This window comes from Sodalis sp. (in: enterobacteria) (assembly GCF_047607725.1).
Taxonomy (GTDB): domain Bacteria; phylum Pseudomonadota; class Gammaproteobacteria; order Enterobacterales; family Enterobacteriaceae; genus JBLKSS01.
In genome coordinates this window covers 1-14,117 of record NZ_JBLKSS010000127.1, presented here as the reverse complement: position 1 = coordinate 14,117, position 14,117 = coordinate 1, and the positions used below count along the sequence as shown (strand labels likewise).

13 protein-coding genes are annotated in these 14,117 nt (G+C 58.9%); 3 read left to right on the top strand and 10 right to left on the bottom strand.

Annotation, left to right across the window (positions count from 1 at the left end):
• Positions 1–243 precede the first annotated feature (243 nt).
• Positions 244–1,065, bottom strand: a complete 822-nt coding sequence (gene dapB, locus ACMX3H_RS11560; RefSeq protein WP_415210955.1) for a 4-hydroxy-tetrahydrodipicolinate reductase — start codon at positions 1,063–1,065, stop codon at positions 244–246.
• A gap of 258 nt (positions 1,066–1,323) precedes the next feature.
• Here dapB and ACMX3H_RS11555 point away from each other — a divergent pair, with 258 nt between their 5' ends.
• Positions 1,324–1,509, top strand: a complete 186-nt coding sequence (locus tag ACMX3H_RS11555; protein ID WP_415210954.1) for an SMP-30/gluconolactonase/LRE family protein — start codon at positions 1,324–1,326, stop codon at positions 1,507–1,509.
• Between the two features lie 26 nt (positions 1,510–1,535).
• Positions 1,536–2,189, top strand: coding sequence for an SMP-30/gluconolactonase/LRE family protein (locus tag ACMX3H_RS11550; RefSeq protein WP_415210966.1), 654 nt, complete (start codon positions 1,536–1,538; stop codon positions 2,187–2,189).
• Between the two features lie 64 nt (positions 2,190–2,253).
• Here ACMX3H_RS11550 and ispH read toward each other — a convergent pair whose 3' ends face one another.
• The 5 genes from ispH to ribF are packed head-to-tail and all read right to left on the bottom strand — an operon-like array spanning position 2,254 to position 7,955.
• Complete coding sequence (ispH, locus tag ACMX3H_RS11545) at positions 2,254–3,204, bottom strand: 4-hydroxy-3-methylbut-2-enyl diphosphate reductase (RefSeq protein WP_415210953.1); 951 nt, start codon at positions 3,202–3,204, stop codon at positions 2,254–2,256.
• Positions 3,185–3,658 carry an FKBP-type peptidyl-prolyl cis-trans isomerase gene (gene fkpB, locus ACMX3H_RS11540; RefSeq protein WP_415210952.1) on the bottom strand — a complete coding sequence of 158 codons (474 nt, stop codon included), beginning with the start codon at positions 3,656–3,658 and terminating at the stop codon, positions 3,185–3,187. Before fkpB ends, ispH begins: the two co-directional genes overlap by 20 nt.
• Before the next feature lie 4 nt (positions 3,659–3,662).
• Positions 3,663–4,169, bottom strand: a complete 507-nt coding sequence (lspA, locus tag ACMX3H_RS11535) for a signal peptidase II (protein WP_415210951.1) — start codon at positions 4,167–4,169, stop codon at positions 3,663–3,665.
• Positions 4,169–6,985, bottom strand: a complete 2,817-nt coding sequence (gene ileS / locus ACMX3H_RS11530; RefSeq protein WP_415210950.1) for an isoleucine--tRNA ligase — start codon at positions 6,983–6,985, stop codon at positions 4,169–4,171. The genes lspA and ileS overlap by 1 nt, the downstream gene beginning before the upstream one ends.
• 31 nt (positions 6,986–7,016) lie before the next feature.
• On the bottom strand, positions 7,017–7,955 hold the full coding sequence (gene ribF / locus ACMX3H_RS11525) for a bifunctional riboflavin kinase/FAD synthetase (RefSeq protein ID WP_415210949.1): 939 nt from the start codon (positions 7,953–7,955) through the stop codon (positions 7,017–7,019).
• A 408-nt stretch (positions 7,956–8,363) separates the two neighbouring features.
• Between ribF and rpsT the strand changes: the two genes are divergently transcribed.
• On the top strand, positions 8,364–8,627 hold the full coding sequence (rpsT, locus tag ACMX3H_RS11520; protein WP_415210948.1) for a 30S ribosomal protein S20: 264 nt from the start codon (positions 8,364–8,366) through the stop codon (positions 8,625–8,627).
• A gap of 171 nt (positions 8,628–8,798) precedes the next feature.
• Here rpsT and nhaA read toward each other — a convergent pair whose 3' ends face one another.
• From nhaA to ACMX3H_RS11500, 4 genes are all read right to left on the bottom strand, one after another.
• A complete protein-coding gene (gene nhaA, locus ACMX3H_RS11515) occupies positions 8,799–10,022 on the bottom strand; it encodes a Na+/H+ antiporter NhaA (protein ID WP_415210947.1) in 1,224 nt (407 codons plus the stop codon).
• Between the two features lie 122 nt (positions 10,023–10,144).
• Complete coding sequence (dnaJ, locus tag ACMX3H_RS11510; protein ID WP_415210946.1) at positions 10,145–11,281, bottom strand: molecular chaperone DnaJ; 1,137 nt, start codon at positions 11,279–11,281, stop codon at positions 10,145–10,147.
• 111 nt (positions 11,282–11,392) lie between these two features.
• Positions 11,393–13,303: a molecular chaperone DnaK gene (gene dnaK, locus ACMX3H_RS11505; RefSeq protein ID WP_415210945.1), complete on the bottom strand. Its 1,911-nt coding sequence runs from the start codon at positions 13,301–13,303 to the stop codon at positions 11,393–11,395.
• 521 nt (positions 13,304–13,824) lie between these two features.
• The gene (locus ACMX3H_RS11500) at positions 13,825–13,950 is read right to left on the bottom strand and encodes a hypothetical protein (protein ID WP_415210944.1); all 126 of its coding nucleotides are present in this window, start codon (positions 13,948–13,950) and stop codon (positions 13,825–13,827) included.
• Positions 13,951–14,117: the final 167 nt, after the last annotated feature.

Here is a 14,117-nt window from a genome sequence, read left to right as displayed (position 1 = left end):
GAAAACGGTTGCCCGCTATTTTAATGGCGTCGGGGCGGCAATAGATGCTCTTCCGCACCTTTTGGCGAAGAAAACCGCCCGGCGCGCCGTATAATCCCGCGTTTAATGATAAAAAATGGCCATTTAGGCCTGAAATCAGCTTAAATCGAAAAAAAAGAGAACTAGGGCGCCTAATACCTTAATTCTTCATTATAAACAAGGCATTAAAACGAACACGTCAAGCGATTAATTCAGATAAATTCCCTATAATTTGTCAAGATCAAGCACATTAACCATATCGTAAAGGCCCTTTTTCTGGCCGCAAAGCCAAACAGCGGCACGCACCGCTCCGCTGGCGAAAGTCATTCTGCTTGACGCTTTATGGGTTATCTCCAGGCGCTCGCCGACCTCGGCGAACATTGCGGTATGCTCACCCACAATGTCGCCGGCCCTCACAGTGGCAAAGCCGATGCTTTTCGCTTTGCGCTCACCGGTATGTCCTTCACGGCTATATACCGCGCAATAGGCAAGATCGCGCCCGAGGGTGCCGGCGATCGCTTCTCCCATGGCCAGAGCGGTGCCTGACGGGGCATCCACTTTGTGGCGGTGATGCGCTTCGATAATTTCAATATCGGCCTCTTCCCCCATCACCTGCGCCGCTTTTTCCAGCAACTTAAGCATCAAATTGACGCCGACGCTGAAGTTGGCGGCGAAAACAATGCCCGTCTCCTGGGCCGCCGCGTTAATGGCCTCTTTCTGCGCATCGCTGAACCCCGTGGTGCCGATGACAATGCCTTTGCGATGCTGACGGCAAAAATCCAGGTACGCCAGGCTGGCGTCGGGACGGGTAAAATCAATGAGGATATCAAAATCCTCTTTTATCGCCGCGAGATCGTCGCTTATCGTGACGCCCAAGGCGCCGATACCGGCCAGCTCACCGGCGTCCACCCCACACAATCCCGAACCGGCAGGGCTTAACGCCGCGCCCAGCGTCGCCTGTTCCGACTGCGCCACCGCCTGGATAAGTTGGCGCCCCATCCGGCCACCCGCGCCGGCGACCGCGATGCGGATTGGTGTGTTGCTCATGGATCCTCTCACTTTTTTATCTTGTCGGTTATTCTCAGGTTAACCGTGCCGGAGCGCCGCCGCCAGCAGAAATCCGTAGTGATGATAAATTTGCGCTCGGGCGCGCAGAGGATGAGCTACGCCGCTGACAGACGACACTTTTTTGCGCCGCGTAGCGCAAATTGAATATTTATTCATAGCCAATGTACTTTTACGCTTTCCCCATCGCGTAAAGCCGCTACACTTAGCGCTTATCGGGAAGCCAAAGATGAGGTCAGGATGGAGACGCTTTTTAGCGGTCAGGTGCGTCCGGTGGGCTATTATCGCGCCGAGCTGGGGGAATCCCCGGTCTGGTGCAGCCAGAGTCGGTCCCTGTTGTGGGTCGATATTTTACAACGCCGATTACTGCGCTATTGGCCGGAGCGGGATGCCATCGAGCAGCGCACGCTCGCGCCGCGCTGCTAACCGAGCGTCGCGAACAGTTTTTGCTGGTGAGCGACCAGGGCATCCTGCTTTATCAATGGGAGGATTGTCAGGCGCCGCCGGCGTTGCTCTGCCCCTACCCGCGTGACGCGGCCGGCACCCATCCCAACGAGGCCGCCATCGCCCCTGACGGATCCCTGTGGTTCAGAACTATGGACGTTAACGAATCGGCGCCACTCGGCGGCTGGTATCGGTTTGCACCGGGCGATTCCCGGCCGGTCAAAATGGCCGGCGCCATGACCATTCCCAATACGCTTGCCTGGCATGAAAATCGCGTCTGGTTTGCCGACAGCGCCGAGCAGTTGTTTTTCTCAGCCCGCGGCCGGGGAATTTTGCCGCAGGAGATGCGCAGCCACGCCGCTGACGATATGACGCCCGACGGGTCGGCGCTCAGTCATGAAGGGGATTTGATTACCGCCCGCTTCGGCCACGGTTGTCTGAGCCGCTACCGTATCCGCCACGGTACGCTTACGCTCGCCGAACATGTGCCGCTGCCGGTCACGCAGCCCAGCTGCTGCGCCTTTGGCGGCTCGGAGGGCACGACGCTGTTTATCACCTCGGCGCGTAAACAACTGGCGGCGCCCGGCGAGCTGGACGGCATGCTGCTACAGGTCGCCACCGGCACCCGCGGCGCGCCAACGTACCGTTTCCGGTTCGATTAACCCGCGCTGGCGGGGTGAACGCCGTTACGAAAGCGCAGGGCAAGACAGCGAAGCGATGGTGGCGTTATTCCACCATCTTTACGTCGACCCGCAGCTCTTTCGGCACTTCAAAGATGATATTTTCCTCACGGCCGATGAGCTCTTTAGCGTCTTCGGCACCCAGCGAGCGCAGACGTTCGATTACCTGCTGCACCAGGATATCCGGCGCCGAGGCGCCGGCAGTGACGCCGATTGTCTGCGTGCCCTGCAGCCAGCTTTCCTGGATGTCGCCGGTGCTGTCAATCAGATAGGCCGGCTTGCCGACCCGCTGTGCCAGTTCCGCCAGCCGGTTGGAGTTGGAGGAGTTTTTCGAGCCGACCACTAGCACCACATCGGCATCGGCGGCCAAGTTGCGCACCGCTTCCTGGCGGTTGGTGGTAGCGTAGCAAATATCGTCTTTGCGCGGACCGATAATCGTGGGGAACCGCGCGCGCAGCGCGTCAATCACGTCAGAGGTATCATCCACCGACAGCGTGGTCTGGGTCATAAAGCACAGATTATCGACGTTTTTGACGTTAAGCTGCCAGACATCCTCCGGCGATTCGACCAGATACATCCCGCCGTCGGGGTTGTTGTATTGCCCCATGGTGCCTTCCACTTCGGGATGACCGGTATGGCCAATCAGAATGGCCTCGGTCCCCTTACGGCTGGCGCGGGCGATCTCCATATGCACTTTGGTCACCAGCGGGCAGGTGGCGTCAAACACGGTCAAATCGCGGCTGCGCGCCTCTGCCCGCACCGCCTGGGAAACGCCGTGGGCGGAGAAAATCAGGATTGAGCCATCAGGCACTTCAGCGATTTGCTCAATGAAAATGGCCCCCCGCCGGCGCAGCATATCGACCACGTAGCGATTATGCACCACTTCATGGCGCACATAGATGGGCGCGCCATAGATTTCCAGCGCGCGCTCAACGATACTGATTGCCCGGTCAACGCCGGCGCAAAATCCGCGCGGATTAGCCAGCAGTATGCTCATCGGTCGCCTCCAGTTGCGGGTCAATCGCCAGTACTTCGATATCGAACCAGACCACTTTACCGGCGAGCGGATGATTGAAATCGACGGTGATAGAGTCTTCCGCCACGTCGCTAATCAGCCCCGGCATTTCGCTGCCTTTAATACCGGTAAACAGCATAATGGTACCCACGTCCGGCACGCCGGTCTCAATAAAATTGCGGCGCGAATAAAACTGGATGAGATCGGGATTGGACGGACCGAACGCCGACTCCGGCGCCAGGGAGAAGTTTTTCTGGTCTCCCTCACGCAGGCCGAGCAGCGCCTGCTCCAACTCGGCGGACAGGCTGCCGTCCCCGAGCCGAAAAAGCGCCGGTTTGTTCTCGCGTCGGGTCGAATCGGCCAACTGCCCGTCCGCCAGTTTAAGATCAAAATGCAGCAATACCGCGCTGTCCGGTTGTACGGCGTGATTGGTCATCACTTCACCCTTTCTGCCTGGCGGTTTTGCCGGCGGGACGGCAAAAGCCTTCCAGCACAATCAGTACGGCGCCAATGCAAATGCCTGCATCCGCCACGTTGAACGTGGGCCAGTGCCAATCGCCAACATAGAAATCAATAAAGTCGATCACCACGCCGTGCACCATCCGGTCGAACAGATTGCCCAGCGCGCCGCCGATAATCATCGCGTAGGCGGCGTTAGACAGCCTGGCCCGCTTGTCCGAACGATACATCATCACCAGCAGTACCACCGCGATGATCACCGCGATGGCGGAGAACGCCCAGCGTTGCCATCCTCCTTTGTCCGCCAGGAAACTGAAGGCGGCGCCCGGATTATGGGCATAGGTAAAATTGATAAACGGGATAACCGGCACCGACTCGCCAAGCCAGAAATACACCATGACCCACTGCTTGCTGCCGAGATCCAGCGCCAGAACCACCAGCGCCAGCCAAAGCCAGCGCAGTCCCGTGGACATTATCGTTTTATTCATCAGACAAACTTACGCTCTTCGCCCGGGCCGGCCACATTGGTGACACAGCGACCACAAATTTCCGGATGATCGGCATGCTCACCGATATCCGTCTCATAATGCCAGCAGCGCGGGCATTTTTCCCCCTCGGCTTTTGCCAAGGCAATCTTCAGCCCCTTAAGCCCCTCACACTGCACCGCGTCATCGCCAGCGTCGCCATAATCCGCCACGACCGCGCTTGAGGTCAGCAGCGCGAAGTAGAGTTCATCGCCCAATTCGCGCAGCGAGGCGGCAAGGGCCGGCTCCGCATACAGCGTGACGCGGGCCTCCAGTGAACCGCCGATACGCTTGTCCGCCCGCGCCTGCTCGATAACCTTGTTGGTTTCGCTGCGTACCTGCAGCAAGGTTTGCCAATAAGCATCGTTCATCGGCTGGGCTGCGTCCAGTCCGAACAGGCCGTCATACCACACTTCGGTAAAGACATATTGCTCCCGTTCACCCGGCATGAAGCCCCAGATCTCATCGGCGGTAAACGACATGATGGGCGCCATCCAGCGCACCAGAGCCTCGATGATATGATACAGCGCGGTCTGGCAACTGCGGCGGGCGATACTGTCCGCTTTGGTGGTGTACTGGCGGTCCTTAATGATATCCAGGTAAAAAGAGCCCATCTCGACGGAACAGAACTGCATCATGCGCTGCACGATATTATGGAAATCATAGCTGTCGTAAGCGGCGACGATCTCCGCCTGCGCCGCCTGCGCCCGGCCCACCGCCCAACGGTCCAGCACCACCATCTGCTCCGGGCTGGCGCTGTGGAGCGCCGGATCGAAACCGTTCAGGTTGGCCAGCAGGAAACGCGCGGTGTTGCGGATGCGGCGATAGGCGTCGGCGGATCGCTTGAGGATCTCATCGGACACCGCCATCTCGCCGGTGTAATCGGTGGAGGCGACCCAGAGACGCAGGATATCCGCGCCCAGCTTGTCCATGACCTGCTGCGGACTGACCACGTTGCCCACCGATTTGGACATTTTTCGGCCCTGCCCATCGACGGTAAAGCCGTGGGTCAGCACCTGGCGATAGGGTGCCTTGCCGTGCATGGCGGTGGAGATCATCAGCGACGACATGAACCAGCCGCGATGCTGGTCAGACCCTTCCAGGTACATGTCGGGCGCATGGCCTTCAAATTCCGGCCGTACCGCCACCACGGAGGAGTGGGTGGAGCCGGAGTCGAACCAAACGTCGAGGGTATCCGGCACTTTGTGATAATGAGCGGCATCGTCACCCAAAATCTCGGCCGGATCCAAATCCCACCAAACCTGAATGCCGTCCTGCTCGACCCGATGCGCCACCGCTTCCATCAGTTCGATAGTGCGCGGATGCAACGCTTCGGTCTCGTTATGCACGAACAGCGTCATCTGCACGCCCCAGGTGCGCTGACGTGAAATGCACCAGTCGGGACGGTTGGCGACCATGGTTTCGATGCGCGCTTGGCCCCAGCCGGGGATCCACTGCACGTCCTTGATTTCCGCCAGCGACTGCTTGCGCAGGCCGCGCTGATCCATGCTGACGAACCACTGCGGCGTGGCGCGAAAGATAATCGGCTTTTTATGGCGCCAGCAGTGCGGATAGCTGTTCTGTAGCTTTTCCACGTGCAGCAGGGCGCCGCTGTCGCGCAGCAGGCCGATGACCACGTCATTGGCTTTAAACACCTGCAAACCGTCCAGCGCCGGCAGCGTACCCTGCAGATAGCAGCCATCGGAACCGACCGGATTGGCGACTTCCAGACCGTATTGCTGGCCGATGACATAGTCGTCTGGGCCATGGCCGGGGGCGGTATGCACCGCGCCGGTGCCCGCGTCCAGCGTCACATGCTGGCCTAGGATGACCGGCACATCGAAGCCCATGAACGGATGGCGGAACCGCAGCAGCTCCAGCGCGCTGCCTTTGGCGCTGCCGAGCACCGTCCAGCCCGTGATGCCGTCGCGCGCCATCACGCTGTCCACCAGATCGGCGGCCAGGATATAAGCTTGCCCTTCCACCTCGACCCATTGATAGTCGAAATCGGGGTGGACGGCGATGGCGCGGTTGGCCGGGAGGGTCCACGGCGTGGTGGTCCAGATCACCAGTGAAACTTGACCGGTAAAATCAGCGATGCCGAACTTGGCGGCGACCGCGCCGGCGTCTGTGGCCGCGAAAGCCACATCGATGGACGGCGAAGTCCGGTCGTAATACTCCACTTCCGCCTCCGCCAGCGCGGAGCGGCAATCGATGCACCAGTGCACCGGCTTGGCGCCTTTATGCAGGTGGCCGTTGGCGATGATCTTGCCGAAGGCGCGAATGATATTCGCCTCGGTGGTGAAATCCATCGTTAGGTAAGGGTGTTCCCAGTCGCCGAGCACGCCCAGACGAATGAAATCCTTTTTCTGCCCCTCCACCTGTTCGGCGGCATAACGACGGCAGGCGGCGCGGAATTCCGCGGCGCTGACCTTCTCGCCCGGCTTGCCGATCAGTTGCTCCACCTTCAGCTCAATCGGCAGGCCATGGCAATCCCAGCCCGGGACATAAGGCGAGTCATAGCCCATCAACCCTTTGGATTTAATGATAATATCTTTAAGAATTTTATTGACCGAGTGACCGATATGAATGCTGCCATTCGCATAAGGCGGGCCGTCATGCAGAATGAACGTTTTCTTGCCTTTCTTGGCGTGACGAATAATCCCGTACAGATCCTGTTCATACCAGCGCTGCAGCATGCCAGGCTCACGCTTGGCTAAATCGCCACGCATGGGAAACCCTGTGCCCGGCAAATTCAGGGTATTTTTGTAATCAGTCATTCGATTCTCGGTTCCGTTTTCGGTTTGAGCATTATTGAGGCGTCGCCAGCCCGAAATAGTCGCGGGCGCTCACCACATCATTCGCGATTTGCCGCTTTAAGTCGTCAAGCGAAGCAAACCGTTGTTCATTGCGCACTTTCGCGCGGATCACCACCTCGATATGGCGACCGTACAGGTTCATGGCCACATCCAGCAAATGCACTTCCAGCCGCTGGCGCAAGCCGGCCACCGTGGGCCGGGTGCCGATATTCGCCACGCCAGGCAGCGGCCGGTCGGCGATGCCGTAGACCTCCACCGCATACACGCAGTTGATGGGCGCCTGCCGCCCTTTTAACGACACGTTGGCGGTCGGGAAGCCGATCGTCCGCCCCAGCGCGTCACCATGCACCACCCGGCCGGAGAGGCGATAGGGATGCCCGAGCAGCATTTCCGCCTCCACCAGACGATCCTGCGCCAGCACCTCGCGTACGGCGGTGCTGCTAATGCGCCGGCCGCCTTCGGTGTAGGTGACGGTGCTCATCACCTCAAATCCGGCCGCTTTCCCCGCCTGCTGAAGGAGGGCGTAATCCCCCTGCCGCCGAGCGCCAAAGCGAAAGTCGTCGCCGACGCCGATGAAACGCACGCCCAGTTTTTGCACCAGCAGATCCGTCACGAAAGCGTCGGCGCTGAGCGCCGCAAACCGCTTGTCGAAAGTGACGCAGACCACTGCGTCCACGCCGGCCGCCACCAGATATTTCACCTTGTCCCGCAGCCGGGTCAAGCGCGCCGGCGCGGCATCGCCGGCGAAATGTTCCTGCGGCTGAGGCTCAAATATCATCACCATCACCGGTAGACCGCGACGGCGGCCCTCAGCCTGCAATTCTGCTATAAGCGCCTGGTGTCCGCGGTGAAAGCCGTCGAAATTGCCGATGGTCAGCACGCACCCATGGTGACGTGGCTGTAAATTATGTATGCCGCGAATAAGCTCCATAGAAGGCTCAAGACACCTAAAACAGTGGAAATCGGCGGATTATACCTTGTACCGCCGCTAAGGTTAACCCGCGATTCCAATCTTTAACACTGTGCGCAGAGAAAGCCGGGCTTATTTCGCCCCCGCCCTGTTTTCACGCAGGTTATGCTGCCGCGAAGCGCCGGTTGGCGGCGCGCCCGCCCTTGCCCTCGGGCGAACCGCCGGCTCAGCACGCCGGTAAACGCTTTTTTCACATGAAGCACTGTATTGTGTCGGCAGAAACTGATATAATCTTTCACCATCACATTGTAACAGGCGTCGCGCGTTTAAGTGGCGCTTATTTGCACAAATCCATTGACAAAAGAAGACCGAACGGGCATATTCCTCGGCCTTTGAATTGTCTCATAGAACAAGTTTGGGAGTTGAACCTTGGCTAATATCAAATCAGCTAAGAAACGCGCCGTACAGTCTGAGAAGCGTCGTCAGCATAATGCAAGCCGTCGCTCCATGATGCGCACCTTTGTGAAAAAGGTTTACGCTGCTATCGTCGCCGGCGATAAAGAAGCTGCGCAGAATGCGTTTTCTGCCATGCAACCGATTGTTGACCGTCAGGCCAGCAAAGGGTTGATCCACAAAAACAAAGCAGCACGTCATAAATCGAACCTGACCGCGCAAATCAACGCCATGCAGTAATTGCGGTAACGTTGTGCTTTGTTGAGAAAACCGGCCAGGGCCGGTTTTTTTATGCCCGCAAACCGGCGTTAAACGCTTGCCAGGCGCAAACGAAACCGCCCCAATCGCTTTATCTCCTGACCCGCAAGCGGGCCCTGGTCAATACCTCTGTCTCCGGCAGCGGGCTTGCGATTAGGCGCGGGTATTGCTTTCACCAGGCAACGCGCGGGCGACAGACGCCCCGCTCCCCTGCGGCCGCGGCAGGACCACACGCAGCAGCAGGTAGCCCAAAAGCGCCGCGGTCACCGAGCCGGATAAAATACCGACCTTCGCCAGCACGATGGTGGTCGGATCCCCCTGCCCGAACGCCAGATTGGCGATAAAAATCGACATCGTAAACCCGATACCGCATAGCACCGCCGCCGCCGCAATGTGGCGAAACGCAATGCCGGCGGGCAGTCGGGCCAGTCTGAGTTTCACCGCCGCGGCGGTAAACAGCACTATCCCCAGCGGTTTGCCGACCACTAGCCCGGCGACAATCCCCAACGGCAAAAGTGAGACCAAATGCCCCAGCGCCACGTCCCGCAGCGAGATACCGGCGTTGGCGAAAGCAAATAGGGGCAAAATCAGATACACCAGCCACGGCTGCAGCCGGTGCTCCAGGGCGCGCGCTGGCGATTCGTCGGTTGCCGGCAGCCTGAGCGGGATAAGTCCCCCCACTATCACGCCGGCGAGCGTCGCATGGATACCCGAAAGCAGGATACAGCCCCACAGTGCCGCGCCCAGCAGCAGGTAAAGCGCGAGAGACCGGACGTTGGCGCGATTCATCAGCGCCATTACCCCGATGACGCCCCCTACCGCGGCCAGCGCCAGCGGATTGAGCGCGCTATTGTAGAACAGCGCGATAATCACTATCGCGCCCAGATCATCAATAATCGCCAGCGCCAGCAGAAACACTTTCAGGCTGGTCGGCACCCGGGTTCCCAGCAAGGCCAGCACGCCGACGGCGAAGGCGATATCGGTGGCGGCCGGAATCGCCCAGCCGGCGCGCAATGCGGGCGCGCTGGCGGTGACCAGGCTATAAATCAACGCCGGCGCCGCCATTCCCCCCAGCGCGGCAATGGCGGGAAAGGCCGCACGCGCGCGGCTATTGAGCGCACCCTTCAGCAGTTCGTATTTGACTTCCAGACCGACGGCCAGGAAAAACACCGCCATCAAGCCATCGTTAACGATCAACTGCACGGTCAGATGCGCAGACGTTTCGCCACCGGGCCGTGCGGGAAAATGAATGATGGCGTCATAGAGCGCGCTAGCACCGGTATTGGCCATCACGATAGCGGCAAGCGCGGCGACGAAAAGCAATACGCCGGCGGCGGCCGGGTGGGCAAACATGCGGCGTAAAGACGCTGTGAACATAATGATCCTCAATCTTGGCGGAGAAGGGATTATTGTGCGACAGGCGACGGCGGGGGTAAATGAAAACCGTCCCCCGTGCCGGCAAAAAATCGCTTACGGCGCCGCGCCAGAGGCGGGGCCTATCAGCGGGTCAAATCGTCAAAAAACTTTTTCACGCCGTCGAGAAAGCTTTTTGAGCGCGGACTGTTCTGATCGCCGCTCGGTCCACCAAAGCTCTCCTCCAGCTCTCGCAGCAGCTGTTTCTGACGTTCGTTGAGTTTAACGGGCGTTTCCACCACGACCCGGCACAGCAAATCGCCCTGCGACCCGCCGCGCACGGATTTCACGCCTTTACCGCGCATACGGAATAATTTACCGGTCTGCGTTTCCGCCGGCACTTTCAGCTTGACCCGGCCGTCGAGCGTCGGGACTTCGATCTCGCCGCCCAGCGCCGCCATGGCGAAGTTGATCGGCACTTCACAGTAAAGGTTGTTTTCTTCACGTTCAAAAATGGGATGTTTACGCACCTGGACCTGTACGTACAGATCCCCCGCGGCCGCCCCATGCTCGCCGGCTTCGCCCTCGCCCGTCAAGCGGATGCGGTCGCCGGTATCCACGCCGGCCGGGATCTTCACCGATAGCGTCTTGGATTTCTCTACACGGCCATGGCCGTGGCACTTGGTGCAGGGATCTTTGATGATCTTGCCCTGACCCTGACAGGTGGGACACGTCTGCTGCACGGCGAAAAAGCCCTGGCGCATCTGCACCTGACCCTGGCCGTGACAGGTCGGACAGGTCACCGCCGAGGTGCCCGGCTTCGCGCCGCTGCCGTGGCAGACATCGCACTCTTCCAGCGTTGGGATACGAATTTCGCGGGTGACGCCGCGCACCGCCTCCTCAAGGGACAGCTCCATGTTATAGCGTAAATCCGCGCCCCGGCTGGCGCGCTGACGCCGGCCGCCGCCAAAGATGTCGCCAAAAACATCCCCGAAAATATCGCTGAAATCCGCGCCGCCGGCGCCGCCCCCGAAACCGCCGCCGCCCATGCCGCCCTGTTCAAAGGCCGCATGACCATATTGGTCGTAGGCGGCGCGCTTTTGCGCGTCGGTCAGCACTTCATAGGCTTCTTTGATCTCTTTGAATTTCGCTTCGGCTTCGGCATTCCCTGGGTTGCGATCCGGGTGGAATTTCATCGCCAGGCGTTTATAGGCCTTTTTGATTTCACGCTCTTCCGCATCCCGGGAAACGCCCAAAATCTCGTAGTAGTCTGATTTCGCCATCGTCGTCTCTTCCTGCCCTCAATATGCTTTCACGGGCGCAGAGTTGCCTCGACGCCCGTGCCTGTTGCCAGCAGCGGCGGTATGCGCCGCCGCCGTGCCCATTCAGGGTGATTATTTTTTGTCTTTAACTTCTTCAAACTCGGCGTCGACCACATCGTCGTCCGCCTTGGCGCTGCCGTCCGTGCCACCTTCGCCCGCCGCCTGAGCCTGCTGCTGAGCCACTTCGAGCAGTTTGCCGGACACCTGGATAAGCGCCTGCATTTTCGCTTCGATATCGGCTTTATCCTCGCCTTTCAGCGCGGTGTCCAGATTTTTCAGCGCTTCCTCGATAGCGGTCTTGTCGTCCGCCGGCAGTTTGTCGCCCGCGTCTTCCAGCTGCTTACGGGTGCTGTGCAGCAGATGATCGGCCTGGTTACGGGTCTGCACCAGCTCTTCAAACTTGCGGTCGGATTCGGCGTTGGCTTCCGCTTCCTGTACCATCTTCTGGATTTCCTCTTCGTTCAGACCCGAGGAAGCCTTGATGGTGATCTTCTGTTCGCGGCCGCTGTTCTTATCCTTGGCGGAGACATGCAGAATCCCGTCGGCGTCGATATCGAACGTCACTTCAATCTGCGGCGTGCCGCGCATGGCAGCCGCAATGCCGTCCAGGTTGAACTGGCCCAGGGATTTGTTATCGCCGGCGCGCTTACGTTCGCCCTGCAGAACATGGATGGTCACGGCGGACTGATTGTCTTCCGCGGTGGAGAACACCTGGCTGTGCTTGGTCGGGATGGTGGTGTTCTTGGCAATCAGCGGCGTCATCACGCCACCCATGGTTTCTATACCCAGCGACAGCGGGGTCACATCAAGCAACAGCACGTCTTTCACGTCGCCGGCCAGTACACCGCCCTGAACCGCAGCGCCGATGGCGACCGCTTCATCCGGGTTAACGTCTTTACGCGGCTCTTTGCCGAAGAAGTCGGTGACTTTCTTCTGCACCAGCGGCATACGCGTCTGCCCGCCCACCAGGATAACGTCTTTGATGTCCGAAACCGACAGGCCCGCATCCTTCAGCGCCACTTTCAGCGGCTCAAGCGTGCGATTGACCAGCTCTTCCACCAGCGACTCCAGCTTGGCGCGGGTCACTTTCAGGTTCATATGCTTCGGACCGGAACCGTCGGCCGTGATGTACGGCAGGTTGACATCGGTCTGCTGCGCGGAAGACAGTTCGATCTTGGCTTTTTCGGCGGCCTCTTTCAGGCGCTGCATCGCCAGCGGATCGTTGCGCAGATCGATACCCTGATCTTTTTTGAATTCATCCACCAGATAGTTGATCAAGCGGCTGTCAAAGTCTTCACCACCCAAATGGGTGTCGCCATTGGTCGCCAGCACTTCAAAGGTTTTTTCGCCGTCGACATCGTCGATTTCGATAATCGAAATATCGAAGGTCCCGCCGCCCAGGTCATACACCGCGATGGTGCGGTTGCCGGTTTCTTTGTCGAGGCCATAGGCCAGCGCGGCTGCGGTCGGTTCGTTGATGATACGCTTAACATCCAGACCGGCGATACGGCCGGCGTCTTTGGTCGCCTGGCGCTGCGTATCGTTAAAATAAGCCGGCACGGTAATAACCGCTTCGGTGACCGGTTCGCCCAGATAATCTTCCGCGGTCTTTTTCATCTTCTTCAGGATTTCAGCGGAAATCTGCGGCGGCGCCATTTTCTGGCCTTTGACTTCCAGCCAGGCGTCGCCGTTGTCTGCCGCGATGATTTTGTACGGCATGATGCTAACATCGATCTGTACTTCTTCATCCTTGAAACGACGGCCGATCAGACGCTTGATGGCGAACAATGTATTCTGCGGGTTAGTGACGGACTGACGTTTAGCCGGTTGGCCAACCAGAATTTCACCATCCTGCGTATAGGCAATGATGGAAGGAGTCGTACGATCGCCTTCGCTGTTTTCAAGTACGCGAGGTTTGCTGCCTTCGATAATTGCGATGCAGGAGTTGGTCGTACCCAAGTCGATACCAATGATTTTTCCCATCTAAACATCTCCACTAAAAGTTCAATTTCGTTGTGGTCGTAAACCTGATATGTGGCCAAAAATAAACTTTTCAAGTTTTCGCCGCCCGATTATTTCCCAGGTTCAACAACGTTGGATGCAAATAAGATGGGGTCACGCCGCTCTGCATCAAGGGGTAACGGCAAAAAAAATCCCGCGATAGAGCCTCGCGCGCTGGACGTTTTGCCCAATGACGCGCGACATCCTTCCTAATATATTGAATAATTTATAGTAAATTAATTAGGCTAATTTTCATAACAGCGGCGGCGTGACGCCCATTCAGGGCGCGCGCATGCCGCGTGCGTAGCGCCAGCGTTACCGCGTCAGGTTGACACGGCTATTCACGCTCGCCGTTTCCTCGACGGCCGAGGATTTTTGCCCGCCACCACCGGTCAATGCCGACGCCGCGCATTGTAATCCGCCGCCGGTAAGCGGGTTGCCGCCCGCCTGGCTTAAACCTGGCGCAGCGCGCCTTCCCGCGGTCAACCGGCAATTCGAGCCGCCTACAGCGCCGCCTTGGCCCCATCGCTGCTAGGCAGCATGCGCTTCGCGTTCCCCGGCAGCGCGAATCCCAGCGCAATCCCCATCAGCGCCAGCGCCAGCACGTACCAGGTGCTGGTTCCGGTCACGTCCGATCACTGATTCCGATTTCACCCGATCACTGATTCCGGTCGCCCGATCAGCGATTCCGATTCTGTCCGATCGCTCATCTTCTGTTCCACCATACTCTGGAGACTTTTAGCTTCCGGGGGTATGGCATGGCACGTAAAAAGAAGAACGCGAGAACAGAAATGTG